This is a genomic window from Baaleninema sp., assembly GCF_049974805.1.
Taxonomy (GTDB): Bacteria; Cyanobacteriota; Cyanobacteriia; order Cyanobacteriales; family Geitlerinemataceae; genus Baaleninema.
Map to the genome: position 1 here is coordinate 21,862 of NZ_JBNGCO010000039.1, position 15,236 is coordinate 37,097.

The 15,236-nt window shown below is 51.0% G+C and carries 13 protein-coding genes, 1 tRNA gene and 1 pseudogene; 4 read left to right on the forward strand and 11 right to left on the reverse strand.

Going from position 1 to position 15,236, the window contains the following annotated elements; genetic code table 11:
• Positions 1 to 172 precede the first annotated feature (172 nt).
• Positions 173 to 1,234 carry a M28 family peptidase gene (locus ACP5D4_RS09805; RefSeq protein WP_428011445.1) on the reverse strand — a complete coding sequence of 354 codons (1,062 nt, stop codon included), beginning with the start codon at positions 1,232 to 1,234 and terminating at the stop codon, positions 173 to 175.
• Positions 1,235 to 1,423: 189 nt separating this feature from the next.
• Positions 1,424 to 2,212, reverse strand: coding sequence for a hypothetical protein (locus tag ACP5D4_RS09810; protein ID WP_428011446.1), 789 nt, complete (start codon positions 2,210 to 2,212; stop codon positions 1,424 to 1,426).
• Positions 2,213 to 2,316: 104 nt separating this feature from the next.
• Here ACP5D4_RS09810 and ACP5D4_RS09815 point away from each other — a divergent pair, with 104 nt between their 5' ends.
• Complete coding sequence (locus ACP5D4_RS09815) at positions 2,317 to 2,826, forward strand: hypothetical protein (RefSeq protein WP_428011447.1); 510 nt, start codon at positions 2,317 to 2,319, stop codon at positions 2,824 to 2,826.
• A 131-nt stretch (positions 2,827 to 2,957) separates the two neighbouring features.
• Positions 2,958 to 3,737 (forward strand): photosystem II S4 domain protein, encoded by a 780-nt coding sequence (locus ACP5D4_RS09820; protein WP_428011448.1) that lies wholly within the window; start codon positions 2,958 to 2,960, stop codon positions 3,735 to 3,737.
• Between the two features lie 77 nt (positions 3,738 to 3,814).
• Here the strand turns inward: ACP5D4_RS09820 and ACP5D4_RS09825 are convergent.
• A tRNA-Arg gene (locus ACP5D4_RS09825) sits at positions 3,815 to 3,888 on the reverse strand.
• 68 nt (positions 3,889 to 3,956) lie between these two features.
• Here ACP5D4_RS09825 and ACP5D4_RS09830 point away from each other — a divergent pair.
• Positions 3,957 to 4,418, forward strand: a complete 462-nt coding sequence (locus ACP5D4_RS09830) for a hypothetical protein (protein WP_428011449.1) — start codon at positions 3,957 to 3,959, stop codon at positions 4,416 to 4,418.
• Between the two features lie 288 nt (positions 4,419 to 4,706).
• On the opposite strand, the gene ACP5D4_RS09835 is transcribed toward ACP5D4_RS09830, so the two are convergent.
• The gene (locus ACP5D4_RS09835; RefSeq protein ID WP_428011450.1) at positions 4,707 to 5,561 is read right to left on the reverse strand and encodes an acyl-CoA desaturase; all 855 of its coding nucleotides are present in this window, start codon (positions 5,559 to 5,561) and stop codon (positions 4,707 to 4,709) included.
• A 122-nt stretch (positions 5,562 to 5,683) separates the two neighbouring features.
• Here ACP5D4_RS09835 and ACP5D4_RS09840 point away from each other — a divergent pair, with 122 nt between their 5' ends.
• Positions 5,684 to 6,913: an aminotransferase class I/II-fold pyridoxal phosphate-dependent enzyme gene (locus ACP5D4_RS09840; RefSeq protein ID WP_428011451.1), complete on the forward strand. Its 1,230-nt coding sequence runs from the start codon at positions 5,684 to 5,686 to the stop codon at positions 6,911 to 6,913.
• Positions 6,914 to 7,022: 109 nt separating this feature from the next.
• Here ACP5D4_RS09840 and ACP5D4_RS09845 read toward each other — a convergent pair whose 3' ends face one another.
• The 7 genes and pseudogenes from ACP5D4_RS09845 to ACP5D4_RS09875 form a co-directional block, all read right to left on the reverse strand.
• Complete coding sequence (locus ACP5D4_RS09845) at positions 7,023 to 7,244, reverse strand: FeoC-like transcriptional regulator (RefSeq protein ID WP_428010565.1); 222 nt, start codon at positions 7,242 to 7,244, stop codon at positions 7,023 to 7,025.
• A gap of 161 nt (positions 7,245 to 7,405) precedes the next feature.
• Positions 7,406 to 9,142: an IS1634 family transposase gene (locus ACP5D4_RS09850; RefSeq protein WP_428011452.1), complete on the reverse strand. Its 1,737-nt coding sequence runs from the start codon at positions 9,140 to 9,142 to the stop codon at positions 7,406 to 7,408.
• A gap of 52 nt (positions 9,143 to 9,194) precedes the next feature.
• Positions 9,195 to 9,575 carry a hypothetical protein gene (locus ACP5D4_RS09855; protein ID WP_428011453.1) on the reverse strand — a complete coding sequence of 127 codons (381 nt, stop codon included), beginning with the start codon at positions 9,573 to 9,575 and terminating at the stop codon, positions 9,195 to 9,197.
• A 26-nt stretch (positions 9,576 to 9,601) separates the two neighbouring features.
• On the reverse strand, positions 9,602 to 10,147 hold the full coding sequence (locus ACP5D4_RS09860) for an IS66 family transposase (RefSeq protein ID WP_428011454.1): 546 nt from the start codon (positions 10,145 to 10,147) through the stop codon (positions 9,602 to 9,604).
• Positions 10,148 to 10,264: 117 nt separating this feature from the next.
• Positions 10,265 to 10,468, reverse strand: a pseudogene (locus ACP5D4_RS09865) (DUF6444 domain-containing protein); the annotation flags it as partial.
• 301 nt (positions 10,469 to 10,769) lie between these two features.
• Entirely contained in the window at positions 10,770 to 12,059 is a 1,290-nt protein-coding gene (locus ACP5D4_RS09870) for a sulfotransferase domain-containing protein (RefSeq protein ID WP_428011455.1), read from the reverse strand.
• Positions 12,060 to 12,165: 106 nt separating this feature from the next.
• Positions 12,166 to 15,066: an AMP-binding protein gene (locus ACP5D4_RS09875; protein ID WP_428011456.1), complete on the reverse strand. Its 2,901-nt coding sequence runs from the start codon at positions 15,064 to 15,066 to the stop codon at positions 12,166 to 12,168.
• Positions 15,067 to 15,236: the final 170 nt, after the last annotated feature.

Below are 15,236 nucleotides of genomic sequence, written 5' to 3' on the forward strand. Positions count from 1 at the left end.
AGTTTGAATAGGAGTGTTTTTAAGTCGGGGTTGAGTCAATACCAGGTCTCGGCCGCCGCGCCGAAGGCTGCGTCAAATCTCGACTCCTGCTGGTGTTCGGCGAAGCCCGTTCGTTTCGAGAGTTGTTTGAGACGATTTTTCGATTTTTGCTTGACCCGATTTTTGATTCACCCTATTTATGATACCGATCGAACTCCATCGATCCCCGCTTCAATTTGGACTCGTTGAGTCGAGATTCCTCGAGTAACCCGGCGATCGCGGTGACGATGGCTTGGGCGTTTCCCGTCAAGAAGGGTCGATCGATGGTCTCTGGCGTATCGCTAGAACGGTGATAGTGGGGGTTACGAAAGTTGGCGGTATCTGTTACCATTACCGCCCCCACTCCCGCCAGCCAAAAGGGAGCGTGGTCGCTTCGCAACAAGTCGGGAAAGGCCACGCCGTTGAACGGAACGGTTAAAGTAACGATGTCCGGTAAGTCCTCCCCCTGTAAGTTCTCAAAGGCGGCTACCACCTCCGAGGCGGCGGTGTTTCCCACCACCCCCAGAAAATCCCCCGTTTCGGGAAAGTCCCCCCTCAATCCGGAAGGATAGGTCTGACAGCCCACCTCGTAACAGGCGTATCCTGTCATTTCCAAGACGATCGCCCCCCGCAAGTCGGTGGTGGTGTCGGGACTGACGAAGTTCAGGCTTCCCAGGAGGCCGTCTTCTTCGCGATCGAACAGTACCACTGTCAACCGGCGTCGGCTGGGATACTCTCCCAACAGTTGCGCCAGTTCTAACACCGTCGCGACGCCGCTGGCGTTGTCGTCGGCGCCGGGAGATCCGGCCACGGTGTCGTAATGGGCGCCGACGAGAATCGTTCCCGCCTCGGGGTCGCTTCCCGGCCGCGTCGCCACCAGGTTCGCTCCGCCTTCAAAGGCTTGGAGTTTGGGCGACCATCCTGCCTCCGTTAGGGTTTCGAGGAGATACTGACGGGCCCGGCGACGGTCTGGTAGGTCGTCTCGAGGAAAGGCCAGGGTTTCGACGTAACCGAACAGTCGATCGCTGTCCACTTGGGGAACCTCCGAGACGTTCCGGGCGATCGCCATCTCGGACACCCTCGCACCCAGAGTCTCTCCCGCCGTTGACAGCTTCGGCAACGACAGATTTGACAGGTCGCCCACGGCGCTGCAACTGGCCAGGAGGAGCGTCGAAAGGCTGATAACTATCCAAGAGGGACGAAACACTCGCGGCATGGGAAACCCTCTTGTTTCAGAGTCGATCGTTCGACCCCTTACGGGATGCCGCTTTCCCGAGAATTAAATTTAACATCTCTGCTCTTTTTTCTAAAGAGATCGACACCTCAAAGATTCCCATTATTTTCATATTTAAATTTAAAAATTACCATTCCAATTATAGCACAGATCGAGGATTTTAGAAACTATTTAAATAAAATTACCCGTCTCCTTTAAATACTCGATAAAATAGCGAGCAGACTGTTCCACGTCGGGATGATACCGCTCGGAAAATTCCAATATACGGCTGTCAACATGGCGATTTTTGGCAATTTTTTTCAATTCTACGAACATCAAAAACTCTGCCGCGCCCCGAGACACTGTTTCGAGAACGTCATAATAGTTCCACAACAAACGATCGCGAAATTCGCCGTCCAATTCTGCCGCCACAAACTGACGGACGCTCTCCCCGTAAGGCTGCTGGTCGAACTCCACCAGAGCCTCCGAAAGAGACAACCGAAAACGGCGGTTGAGGCGATCGCCAATACAAACCGCCGCCACGTCCGCCGCCAAATCGGGAAACGACGCATCAGCAGCCAACGCCTTCTCCAACGACGTAAACTTTCGATCGCGGTAGTCCATCACCGCCTGACCGAGATCCCCCGCCCAAGAACTATGTTTTCCCGTCCAGCGCGTCGCCGCATCGAACCACTGCACCCAAGGCGGTAAGCGCAACTGGTCGGAAACCGACGCCACGAAATGGGCGAAATCCGTCGTTTGACCCGCCAGAGACACCGTTAAATCGAGGCGATTGTCGAGATGGGGTTGGCGAGATAGCGTCGCCAAATCGAAAAAAATTTCCGTATAAGACGGTCGCGTGTGACGCCGCAGCAAGTTCGCGATTTCGTGAGGCGAAGCGTTGGGATATTGCTGTTCCGTTTCTCGCACCAAGACCAGGGCGATTTGGAAATTGCGTTGGCGTGCGTCCTCACCGTCCATCTCCAGAGACCCCTTTCTTATGGAACTCCTCTTTAACTGTAAATCAACCCAGACGCAAACTGTTACGCTGGAGAGCAGCAGGTTTAACCGTTCTCAACAGTGTGATGGAATACTTAGTAGCCGTTTTACCCGATCGAATCCAAGCGGAAGCCGCCTACACCGAACTTGAAAACGCCGGTTTACCCTCAGACACCCTCGCCATTTTGGGGGCGGGTTACAAAAGCGCCGACGAATTCGGACTCATCGACCCCAACGAAACCGCCAAACGGCGGGCGTTACAAATGGTGACCTGGCTGGTTCCCTTCGGATTTTTCGGCGGCTTCGCCTTCAACACCCTTACCGGATTACAGACGTTTCCCTGGGCGGGTGTCGTGGGAAATCAGATTATCGGCGGGTTTTTAGGTGCGATCGCCGGGGCGATGGGGGGATTGTTCGTCGGCGGCGGTGTCGGTGCCATTATCGGCGCCGGAGACGCTCTCCCCTACCGCAACCGTCTCCGTCGCGGTAAATACATCGTCGTCGTCAGCGGTTCTCGCTTTCACGTTCAAGACGCCACCCCCATCCTGCGACGGTTTAAACCCGAAAGCCTTCAGGGGTATCAGGCGGAAGATTGAGGTGAGGGGATGATGGGGTGAGGGGATGATGGGGGTCGGTGTGCGACGGGAAAACGGCCGTTTCCAGCTCTTTACCCCTGTCCAATCTCAATTATCAACTCTCAATTATCAACTCTCAATTATCTTTGAGTATGCTACCGAGAGACGAATTATTAAATACTGTTGAAAATCGAGACACTTTGGCGAAAATTCTCGATCGCGCTGAAGAGGCTTTGAAAACCTGGGAAATCGCCCAAACAGATTTCCTGTCGCCGCCGGAATTGATGGAAGCGTTGGAGATTTTTCCCCGGTTGACGGAGGTTCGCGCTGTCGCTTGGGGGGGATATCCCCAAGCCGAACGCCAGCGACTCGCCATCGCGCGGTCGGAACTTCCCCTCGATTCCAGTCATGTGGAAGTCGCCGCCGTGGAAATTGCGGGAAATTTCCTCTTCGATACGGCGACGCACCGGGATTTTCTCGGGGCGATGTTGGGAACGGGCATCGTGCGGGGGAAAACCGGGGATATTCTAGTATTGGGAGAACGGGGCGCTCAAGCGATCGTGGTGCCGGAACTGGTAGAGTTTCTGGAGATGAATTTAACGCAGGTTCGATCGGTTCCGGTCAAAACTCAGGCCATCGACTTCGCGGAACTGCGCGTTCGTCCGCCGAAGAAAAAAGAAATGACCACCGTTGAAGCCTCTATGCGTCTCGACGCCATCGCCTCGGCGGGATTTGGAATGTCGAGAAGTAAAATGTCGTCTCTCATTAGCGGCGGCGACGTGCGCGTGAATTGGAAGGAAGCCAAACAGTCCAGTTATACAGTGAAATCCGGCGATCTCATTGCCATTCGCGGTAAAGGACGTTTGGAAGTCGGCGAAGTGGCGATGACGAAAAAGCAACGGTATCGCGTGCAGTTGACGCGGTTCAAGTAAGTTCTCGCCAAAAAAAACCGAGAGGCGTGTTACCTCTCGGTTTTTAAGCTCGACTTGAAAGCGAGACTTTATGGAAACGAGCATGGAGGGATTCGAACCCCCGACCCTCAGAACCGGAATCTGATGCTCTATCCGACTGAGCTACATGCCCGCGCACCGACCTAGTATAGCCCGATCGAGGGGGAAATATCAAGCATTCGATCGAATCCGTTTTCGAGAATGCCGTATACAACCTTAAATTTTTCCGCGTCGGCGCGATCGATCGCTAGGATAGACATAGGCGATCGCCGCTTGGGAGGCACCGATATGCGTCTGTGGACAAAGCTCGTCATTTCCCTGGGATTCACCGCAACCCTCCTACTGCTGTGGGCTTCTCCCGCCTCCCCCCAAGGCGTCTGCGACCCCGCCCCCACCGCCTCCGACGACTGTACCGAAACACCGCTCTACACCTATACCGGCACAGTCAACGACACCCCCACTCGCGTCACCACCTACGCCTCGGGATGGGTTGAAATCCGCCTCGGAGACACCCTGTTGGCGGGCTATCGCGACGAGAGCGGACGAGTTCCCGTGGCGGAAAACCTTTCCTATCAACTCAGAGAAACCGAAGACGGACTGCGAATCCAGCGGTGGCGGAACGGCGCTCCCACCCCCTTCGCCGGACAACTGCAACGGCGCTGAACGGACGCCCAGAAGCCAGTTTTTAACAAAATTCTGTGATTTCAGCCGGAAGAGAACCCGGAAAAACGGGGTTTCTTCACCCACCCCTCCGTCACTCCTACCCTTGCCCTCTGTGTCCTCTGTGTCTCGGTGGTGAAAACGATTAGGACTTACGGAGAAACCCGGTTTCTGAGTGGAATTCCGTTATTTCAGTCGGAGCGAGCCAGAAACCGGCCATTTCCCTCCCACAAAAAAAACCCGGTGTCTTAGTCGAACCGGGTTCTTAAACTTAATTTCTCAGTGAGAATCTTAACTCGCCGAAACCGGCTTAGCATCTTCAGGCGGTAATTTCACCTTAGTCGCCAAGCCCAGCGCTTTCAACAAGCTAATGGTCATCCAGGTTAAATCGACTTCCCACCATCTCAAACCGTGGCGAGCCGAATACTGGAAGGCGTGGTGGTTGTTGTGCCACCCTTCACCGTAAGTCACCAGAGCCACCCACCAGCAGTTAAGAGAATCGTCTCCCGACTCGTAAGAGCGATAGCCGAATTGGTGCGTGGCGCTGTTAACGAACCAGGTGCAGTGGTAAACCGCAACAACGCGGACGAAAATTCCCCAAACTACGAAAGATAATCCATTACCCACTAGGTAATCGCCCAGGACATACAGCAATATACCTAAAACGACCTGAATGGGAATAAAATATTTATTGCAAAATTGATAAACGGGGTCGTCCGCGATATCTTTGGTGACTTTTGAAACTTCCACTTTAATGGGAATTTCATGAAGCATCCAGCCCACGTGACTCCACCAGAACCCTTTGTTGGAATCGTGGGGGTCTAGGGGGGTGTCGGAGTACTTGTGGTGAATGCGGTGCATGCCAATCCAGTCGATGGGTCCCGACTGACAGGATAGCGTGCCGCAGAACATGAAAAAGTACTCAAGCCATTTGGGAACTTGGAAGCTACGATGGCTGATGAGACGGTGCCATCCCAGCGTAATGCCCAAGCCTCCCGTTATCCAGTGGAAGACTAAGGCGACGCCGACCGCCGCCCAGGTAAAGTTACTTGGAAAAAAAGCCAAAGCTGCCGCTAAATGGAGTCCTACAAGCCACAGGGTTGTAGTCCAATCTAGGGCCAGTTTTTGGGGTTTTGCAACTGTCATGCAGTGACCTCGAACAATTCTAAGTTTTGGAATCGACCTGTTGGATTTTATCAAAATATGGGGAAAAAGAGGTAAAGTGTATTTTTTAGTTTGTCCTTTTACCCCAAGCTCGACCGTATTCCATGAATCTTCAGATTGATTTAACAAATGCCATTCGATCGACTCAAACGGTTTTTACAGAGATCGACGCAAAAGTCAAGGACAACCTGAAACGGGTTTTGGACGCTTATCGCGACCATCGCGTTGGTGTGCGGCATTTCGCCAGTGTCTCGGGATACGGACACGACGATTTAGGCCGCGACACCTTCGATCGCGTCTTTGCCCAGGTCGTTGGCGCAGACGCTGCCATCGTTCGCGTGCAAATCGTATCAGGAACCCATGCTATCGCCTGCGCCCTGTACGGAGTTTTGCGACCGGGAGACGAGATGGTCTCGGTGGTGGGTTCGCCCTACGACACCCTCGAAGAAGCGATTGGTGTGCGCGGGCGCGGCCAGGGATCGCTGATGGAATACGGTGTGAAATATCGAGTCTTGCCCCTTACAGATGCGGGAACGGTAGATTGGGACGCGCTGGCAACTGCGGTCAAGCCAGAAACTCGCCTCGTCCTCATTCAGCGGTCGTGCGGTTATTCTTGGCGCACGAGCCTCTCGATCGATGATATCGCAAAAATCGTTCGCCTGGTCAAACAACAAAACCCCGAAACCATTTGTTTTGTCGATAACTGTTACGGGGAATTCGTTGAAGACCGGGAACCGACGGCGGTGGGGGCGGATTTGATGGCGGGGTCGTTGATTAAAAATCCCGGTGGTACCATCGTCACGGCGGGGGGATACGTGGCCGGACGGGCGGATTTGGTGGAAGCGGCGGCCTGTCGCCTCACGGCGCCGGGAATCGGCAGTTCGGGCGGCGCGACGTTCGACCAAAATCGCTTGTTGTTTCAGGGGTTGTTCCTGGCGCCGCAGATGGTGGGAGAAGCGGTTAAAGGGACGCATTTGGTGGCGAAGGTGTTTCAGGATTTGGGGTATCCCGTCAAGCCACTTCCGGAGGAACCCCGCTGCGACGTGGTGCAAGCCATTGAATTGGGGTCGCCGGACAAGTTGGTGGCGTTCTGTGGCGCCATTCAGCGCAATTCTCCGGTGGATTCGTATCTCGCCCCGGTTCCGGCGGAAATGCCGGGGTATGACAGCAAGCTGGTGATGGCAGGGGGGACGTTTATCGACGGGAGTACGTCGGAGTTTTCCGCTGACGGCCCGATGCGAGAGCCTTATATCGCCTTCTGTCAGGGGGGAACCCACTGGACTCAGGTGGCGCTGGCGTTGGAGGATGCGGTGGCGGCGGTGGGGAAGGCTTAGGCGGGGTTTGAGGGAGGCGGATCGATCGCTTCTCTACTCCCAACCTGAAAACTTCTCTCGAACCCAACTCTTTTGATAAAAATTCAGGGATTTTACGGCGTAATTTCTGTCAGTTTTTCACCCATTCGTAAATCTCCAACAGCGCCGGATCGCATTTACAGCAATCGCCACAGGTACTCGCACCCCGAACTTGACGCACGCGACCTTTACGAGCCAACTTTTTCAACATCGGTCGCAAGGCATCTGACTCGATATGAAAATGAGTCGAGATTTCCGAAAGAGGCGCTTTCTCTCGGTCTTTTAAATAGGTTTGTAATTCTCGCAAAATCATAAAAAATCTACCTAAAAATACGACCATCTGTCTTTATTTTATAAAATTAAAAAATAAATCGCTATTACATATTATTGCAGTTCGATCGGTTATAACTGAAGTTCCCCTTTGACAAAAAGGTACAACCTATGCAGGGCAAGGGATATCAGATTTTCGCTCGGTCAGTAACTGGGTACAAATAAAGAAATGTTAAGCAAATCTAACGCTTTCTGTTGCAGGGGAGTCGGTTGAGTAATTTTGAAAAAAGTCAGATCGACTCCCTCGCATTTAGAAGTAATTTGGTTTAAAGTAATCGTCCCGAGATCCTGCATTAAGGTCGAAAAGCTATGTACGGGGAAGTTCTCCGAAGTTCTCTTCTTACGAGCCTTAGCTCTAGCTTTCTGGGAACGTCGAACGGGACTGACACCATCGGACTCGAGCAAGGGAGTCTCTTCGTCATCAAAAAGCAGAGGCGCTAAAGCTTGCCTCATGTGCCATTCGACATAGTAAGCCAGCAGACAAAGAAACACATGAGCTTTAACTCGGTGTTCGAGATGATGATAAATCGGACGAACTTTTAAATCGACGGTCTTAGAGGAGCGAAAAGCCTGTTCGACTTGGGAGAGACTTTTATAAGCGCGAGCGGTGGAGGGTGCATCTAAGCACTCAGACTCCACCGAGGTGCGAAGGACGTAAACGCCATCTAAAGTGGCAGCCACCTTTAAGTCTTCCAACTTTCGAGAATAAAAAAAGTCGTCGTCCCCAATTTCGAGATGGAAGAATTTTCCCACGCGATATTTATTAATAACTTGACCGACGCGAAGTCCAATTCGATCGGCCCCTTTTAACGGTCGTTGGTCTCGGCGAGTAGCTCGAACGATCTTCTCCAATTCCTTTTCCGTCTCTTGTAATAAGACTTCTCGTTTTTGAGCTTGAGCTTCGGCTTTGAGCGGATTGCGACAAGCAATCAATCGTTCTCCCGGATAATCGGCGGATTCAACTTCTACCAGGTTTGGCTCGTCGAATAATCCCAGTTGAATCACCTCTTGCTCAGCCAGTTTCTTAATTTGAGGTGCTCTGAGCGCCGTAATCCAATCGAGGTCTTCCGAAGCGGATAACTCTCCCTGAATGCGCGTCTGAGTAATCAGACCTCGATCGCCGACCCAAACCACCCGTTTGAGACCAAAGCGATGGCGGACTTTTTCAATCTGTTTGCCTAAAGTGGTGGTATCCGAGGTATTGCCTTTAAAGACTTCTACGGCAATGGGACAGCCTTCGGCATTACAAAGCAAGCCAAAAACCATTTGTCGCTTGCCTCGCTTTTTATCTCGACTATAGCCGTACTGAGCCAGGGGACAGGTTTCACCCTCAAAGTACGTCGAACTTACGTCGTACAGGACTAAAGCTCCCTCGGACAGATGTTTCTGAGCCAATTGATTTTCAATCGATTCTTGCCGCACTAACAGCCAATCGAGGGCATCGTATAATTCATCTTCATCGGCGGCTTCGAGTCCCAGAAGATGACTCAACGACGAAGAGCAAGTTTCTCCGTTAAATCCTCTGGCCGTCGCCAATTTCGAGCGCGGCTCGAGGATTCTCGCTACGAGCATCGCTATGATTGACGAGCGCTTTCGAGAGGCTTTGGCACTGAGGAGTTCTGGGACTCCCAGTTGTTTGAGGGTTCCTAAAACCGCCGAAACGTGACCGTGAGGTAAACTCCTTTGGATTTGAAAGGCCTCACCGTAGTTTTCAACCGCCACGCCTCCTTTGAGGACGATTCGCAAATTTTCGATCGTTTCCGAGGGCAATTTCGACAAATTAGCTAAAGTTCGTTTGCGAACCTTATTGCCCTCTCGGTAGGATTCTCTGAGAAGGACGGCCGGGGGGGAATTTCGATTGGGAACTCGTTCGATATACATGACTACAGAATAGCGGATTTCTTTGCTCGAGAACCTTAAGAAAATCTTTGAATTACATGGGTACAACGCTCGGCGGGTTCCGCGCCCTCTTTCCCTTCCGGCAAGCGTTTGAGAGACTTTTGAGTAGATTTACAGGGGGAACTTCAGTTTTGAGAATACTGCCTCGTTTCAGGAGGACGACCCCATAAACCGATAATTCAAACTGTTCGGCGATCGCACTGCGAATGGCATCTACTATATCCTTGAGATTGGGGGGTTTACTGGCAACCTCAAAGGCAATAACCAGTTGTTCCACCCCATCAACATCAACGGCAAACGCGGCCCCACAACCGGGATGCAATGCCGGATGGCTTTTTTCTGCCACCCATTCAATATCTTGGGGATAGTAGTTTTCACCGCGAACAATGATTAAATCTTTGAGGCGACCCGTCACAAATAATTCCCCATTGTGAATCGCGCCTAAATCCCCCGTTCGCAGAAAGGGTCCTTCTCCCGTATCGTTGAGGTAAGCCTGAAATCGTCGGAGATGAGAACTCCGGCAAAACTCTGAGTGAGTAGCTCTTCGAGTTCGGCTCGCGAGCGCGTATCCCCGGCATGGAAAAAGCTATAGCCTTTTCCCGAGAGCGTCCACAGCCATTCTTTGACGCCGTTGACGAGCCAGGGAGACTCGTCGGCGTGGACGCTCTCTTGCTGGCGAATCCACTCTTTCAAGGCCTCAACGGGTTGAAGCGTTGCCTCGGCGACTCGCCGACGGGTGGCTTCTAGTGTTCGGGTTCCCACGTGGATTTGAGCGAACTCCCACAACCACTCCTGTTGTTTGGCGTAGGAGAGATGTCCGTAGTGTCCCAGCCCGGTTAACAATCCTTGTAGCTTCGCTGATAGGTCTTGTCCGGGAATGATGCCTTCGGGTAGCTCTCCCGCGACTCGGACTCCGCATTGACCGCAGATTCGCCGCACTTGCTGATATTCGACGATTTCGATGGGGCGTTCGACCAGTTGGGCCACGACTGAGCGGCTTATGGTGGCCTCACTGGCTTGAAAGTGGTTTCCGCCGCACTGAGGACAGATTTGAGGCTCGATTCTCTCGTAACGGTCGATGCGCCCAAATCCTTTGCGGGTTTTCCCTTTATGTCCCGGTTGCCCTCCCGGTTTTCGCTTTGATGAGTCCGACTCTGTTTCCTCCTTGTCTTTCTCCGAACGGCGGATGAGGTCGCTTGAGGGGGGCTTGGAGGAGGTCTGGCTATCCTTGTCTATCAATCCTTTGAGCCGTTCGACTTCCGCTACGAGTTCTTCGAGTACGGCTTGCTGTTGCAGTACTATAGCAATCCTAAATCAGCTACAAAATCTCAAAAGGCTAAACCCCACGTAGTCCAGGCTTCCAGCCTGGAATTCTTTCCACGAGTCAAATAGGATTGCTATATCTCCACTAGAACTGATTTGGTCCGCTTTTCTAGGGCTTCTCGGTCTTTAGGAATTTTCGGCAGTCGGCTCTTCATGGCTCTACGCTACTCCTTTCTTCCCGCTTGTCAAGCCCCCCCACCTGAATGCTTACGAAAAAGTGTTACCTGGTTTTGTATTAGATTTATGTAGAGTTTGGAGTGAATCGTAGTCGGATAGGCATTGCTAACTACCAATTAAATTTTAGTCCGAGATAATCTTCGAGTTGTTCGTTATAGGGTCGAAAAAAGTCAGCAAGCTGTTGATGTAAACTGGGGGAAATCGGAGGATATTTGTTACGATTGGCGTTACGATACTCAGTCAGAGGATGGTCAGGAAGACCGAGGAAATGATAGGCTTGTTTCATGATGTTTTGTGGGTTAGTAAATAAGTCTTCGATTCTGAGGATTAAAAGTTGCTCTTTGGAGAAAACCCTAGACCATTCGGGAAGATAGTCAATATAGAGGCTATGGGCGATATGAAAGGCGATTTCATGGTTGATATCTAAGTTTTTTCTCCATGTCTCTCTTAAACAATCAAGCCACTGATTTCTTAATTCAATTCTTTTATAAAGCGAGAGTTTCTGTTTTTCTTTAATGTCAGAAATTTTCTCTTGTACAAGATCTAGATCTAAGTGATGAATGCCATCGAGGGATTTATTCAAGTATTGATAAGCTAATTTATTACCCCAGTAAAAGCCAGAAATTGCTCGTTGAATAGGGTTTCGCAGTAAGAGGATGAGCTTTATCTGGGGAAACCAATCTTTTATCTGTTGAGCTACGTTGGGAAATGTAAAATAATTTGGGGTAACTTCACCCGTGAGATAGTTTGGATGGCAAATCGCTGGGAAATGGGAAAGATAATACTCTAAGTCGTTAATAGTAGTATTGGAAAAGTAACGAATTTCCTTAGTGACGGCAGGTAAAATTTGTGGATGTTGGATGAGATAGCTATACAAAGAGGCCGTACCACACTTGAATAAGCCAATTCCGAGAAAGTTGGGCTGGCGTTGAGTTGAGGAATTCCAATGTTGGATGAGGTGAGGATAGGAACGGTTAATTTGTTTAAAACTGGCTTTTTGATAGCAGTCTTTGGCTGTTTCTATTTCTCCTTTTTGGGTGTAGAGTCTGCCTAAAACCACATGAGCAAAGGGGAACTTAGGTTGGTTGATGATATTCTGTTTGAGGATATGAATGCCTTGGGTGATAATCTGATTTTTGTTCTGTTCGCTTGACCAAGAGATGAATTGGAGCAGGAAGTTCAGGGGAGAATAGACTGAAAATAGGTCGGGTTTGAGTTCAATCGCTTTCAGATAATAAACAATGGCTGGTTCAAATTCACGTAAACTTCGGTAAAGATTGCCGATATCTTGATAGAGGGTTGCCGAGTCGGGTTTGATGAGAGTGGCTTTTTGGTAATGGTTGATGAGGGTTTGGGTCTGTTGCTGGATATTTGTTGGGGTGGGAGTGGAAAGGGTCATCGTTGGTTGGGACAAAAATGGGGAAACTATTAGATGTAGATGTAGGGTGGGCAATGCCCACCGTTCAATATATATAGAGTGAGTGAGTCGGGTGGGCAATGTCCACCTACAATTCTACTTGTTCTAGATAAGCATTCAATTTTTCGCCCAAAACTTGAAGGTTAAATCTTGCGTGTTTGCCTGGAAATTTAATGATTTCAATTCCCCCAGCGACAAAATCATTCCAGCCTTGGGGCTGCATGGGGTCGAACCCAGTCAAGCCTAAAGCCTGATTTTCTGCTGCGGAGAAATACACGACTCGCCCCGAATAGATTTTGGGACAATGACTGATAATTACTTGCCAGTTGGCTTCAGAAACTTTTAGGATATTTTCAATTAAATGGGGACTTAATCCCTGTTTTTGGAATTTCTCCCGTTTTCGCTCTTTGGCTAAAGATTGCCAACGAGTCCATTGTTTATTTTTTTGCTCTGCGGTGATCAAAGGATTGGGACTATCTAACATTGCTACTAATAATACCTGCTCTCCTCGTTGGGTTAACTGTTGCGCCATTTCTAAGGCAATATTGCCCCCAATACACCGACCTCCTAAGAGATAGGGGCCTTGAGGCTGAACGGTTTGGATTTCTTGAATATAATGTTCTACCATTGGTTGAATTGAAGTATGGGGGGCTTTTTCACCATCGATTCCTACTGCTTGCAAGCCAGGCTCTTCGCCGTTTAGGGTGACAGAAAAACTGACTTCACGAGATTTCAGGGGTTTTGGCTCTCGATTCTCCAGGTATTTGTATTTTGCTATACATTTTCCCCCGCAAACGGCGGAGACCCGCAAGCCATAAACTGGACGCTGTGGGTCGAGGTAGCGGTCTAAATTGGCAGTCCCTCCCCGACCGCCGATCGCATGGATGCAAAAGAAGGGTCGTTTACTCCCTTCTGGACGGGCGGAAACTAAGGAACGAGACCCAACTGTTTTCCAGTATTTCTGAGCAATTTGATGGGCGAGTTTCTCTAGGGTTTTGGCTTCGGTTAAACTGGCGAGGGGAATTTGTTGAGCGAATACTTTTTCGATTTTTGTGACGACAATTGCTCCTTTGAGGGAGTTTCCCCCTAATTCAAAAAAGTTATCTGTTCGGTTGACGGACTCAATCCCTAAAACCTGTTGCCAAATTTGTGCTAACCGTTCCTCTGCCTCGTTTTGGGGCGGGTCGCTGCTGTTTGGAGAGGGTTGGTCAAGGGTCCATGTCATCAGAGTCTGCCAAGGGTTGATGCCATCAACCCCTACAAGAAAGGCTTTTCGGCAGGCTTGGCGTTGAATTTTACCGCTAGAGGTTTTGAGAATACTGCCTCGTTTCAGGAGTACCACCCCATAAACCGTTAATTCAAACTGTTCGGCGATCGCACTGCGAATGGCATCTACTATATCCTTGAGATTGGGGGGTTTACTGGCAACCTCAAAGGCAATAACCAGTTGTTCCACCCCATCAACATCAACGGCAAACGCGGCCCCACAACCGGGATGCAATGCCGGATGGCTTTTTTCTGCCACCCATTCAATATCTTGGGGATAGTAGTTTTCACCGCGAACAATGATTAAATCTTTGAGGCGACCCGTCACAAATAATTCCCCATTGTGAATCGCGCCTAAATCCCCCGTTCGCAGAAAGGGCCCTTCTCCCGTATCGTTGAGGTAAGCCTGAAAAGTGTCTTGGGTGACATCGGGCCGTTGCCAGTATCCCCGCGCTACTCCGGCACTGGCGACCCAAATTTCCCCAATTTCATCGGGCTGACAACGGGTTAAGGTTTCAGGATGGGCGATCGCCACTTGGGTATTGTCCAACAAACGACCGGAACTGGCTAGTTTTTGTCCGATCGCCGTTTCCACAAAGCGATTTTGGCTCAAGGCTTCCTGAGAAACCGTGCAGCTTATGGGACTCTGGGATTTCCGGCTGGTGGTGACTAATAAGGTGGCTTCTGCCAGTCCGTAGGCTGGGGCAAAGGTTTGGGGACGAAACCCCCAAGGCTGAAACCTTTGGCAGAATTGCTCTAGAACTTGGGGATTGATGGGTTCGGCGGCATTTCCGGCGGCTTGCCAACTACTGAGATCGAGGGTTGCTGGTTCGGGGGTGATGCGCTGCACGCAATAGGCGTAGGCAAAGTTGGGCGCTTGGCTGTGGGTGGCGCGGTAGTGGGAAATGGCTTCTAGCCAGCGTTGCGGGGATTTGATGAAGGCGGTTGGGGACATTAAATAACAGGGTGTGCCGTTGTATAGGGGTTGGAGAATGCCCTCGACTAAGCCGTAGTCGTGAAAATAGGGCATCCAAGTGACGGTGATGCTGTGGGAGTCGTAACCCCCCGCTTGTTGCAATTCGGCTAAATGGCTGATGAGGTTATCGTGGTCAAGCATCACGCCTTTGGGGGTGGAGGTTGACCCGGAGGTATATTGCAGGTAGGCGAGGGTATGGCCGTCAATTTGGGGGTTTTGCCAGTGGTGGGCAAAGTGCAGGGGAATTTTATCGGTGGCGGTCCAAGGGAGGGTAGCCAGTTGCGGGTGGTTTTGTAGGGTGTAGTGAAGGAAGAGTGAGGGGCTGCCGTTGAGTCGGCTGACAAAGCTTTTGGCTTCAAAGGTGAGGGCGGGGTTTGGGCGAGTGAGTTGGTTGTGGGTGGTTAAGATGAGGGAGGCATTGGCATCAGTGGCGATCGCTTCTAGTCTGGGTAAGGTGCGTTTGAGTCGGGTGGTGTCTGGGGCTGGGATGGCGATGACTCCGGCGTAAAGACAACCAAACAGGGCAGCGATCGCATCAATACTTTGGGGATAAACTAGGAGAACTCTAGACCCTGGAGAGAGTTGAGTTTGTAGGTAAGCGGCGATCGCTTTTGCTTGTTGGTCGAGTTGGCGGTAAGTGAGTTGGCTGGTGGGGGTTTTGCCGTTTTCGAGGAAAGTGTAGGCGATTTGGTTGGGCTGTTGCTGGGCGCGGGTTTGTAGGAGTTGTAGGAGGGTGGAACAGGTCATGGGTGGGAATGCTAAGGAAAATCAAGGGATTGAGGGAGTGCGATCGCTTTGCACAGCCGAAGGCTATCGCGCAGCGTCTCGGAACGAGAATCGCGCAATTCTTAGTTAAAGGTGTGCTAAGTACAGGACAAAAGTTGCAGAGCCTGGAGAAACTGAGAGCGAAACAGAGG

Coding starts and splice junctions, on each gene's coding strand:
- ACP5D4_RS09840 (WP_428011451.1), top strand. CDS start 5,684: ATGAATCTTCAGATTGATTTAACAAATGCCATTCGATCGACTCAAACG.
- ACP5D4_RS09815 (WP_428011447.1), top strand. CDS start 2,317: ATGGAATACTTAGTAGCCGTTTTACCCGATCGAATCCAAGCGGAAGCC.
- ACP5D4_RS09810 (WP_428011446.1), bottom strand. CDS start 2,212: ATGGACGGTGAGGACGCACGCCAACGCAATTTCCAAATCGCCCTGGTC.
- ACP5D4_RS09845 (WP_428010565.1), bottom strand. CDS start 7,244: ATGATTTTGCGAGAATTACAAACCTATTTAAAAGACCGAGAGAAAGCG.
- ACP5D4_RS09870 (WP_428011455.1), bottom strand. CDS start 12,059: ATGACCCTTTCCACTCCCACCCCAACAAATATCCAGCAACAGACCCAA.
- ACP5D4_RS09850 (WP_428011452.1), bottom strand. CDS start 9,142: ATGTATATCGAACGAGTTCCCAATCGAAATTCCCCCCCGGCCGTCCTT.
- ACP5D4_RS09830 (WP_428011449.1), top strand. CDS start 3,957: ATGCCGTATACAACCTTAAATTTTTCCGCGTCGGCGCGATCGATCGCT.
- ACP5D4_RS09805 (WP_428011445.1), bottom strand. CDS start 1,234: ATGCCGCGAGTGTTTCGTCCCTCTTGGATAGTTATCAGCCTTTCGACG.
- ACP5D4_RS09835 (WP_428011450.1), bottom strand. CDS start 5,561: ATGACAGTTGCAAAACCCCAAAAACTGGCCCTAGATTGGACTACAACC.
- ACP5D4_RS09820 (WP_428011448.1), top strand. CDS start 2,958: ATGCTACCGAGAGACGAATTATTAAATACTGTTGAAAATCGAGACACT.
- ACP5D4_RS09875 (WP_428011456.1), bottom strand. CDS start 15,066: ATGACCTGTTCCACCCTCCTACAACTCCTACAAACCCGCGCCCAGCAA.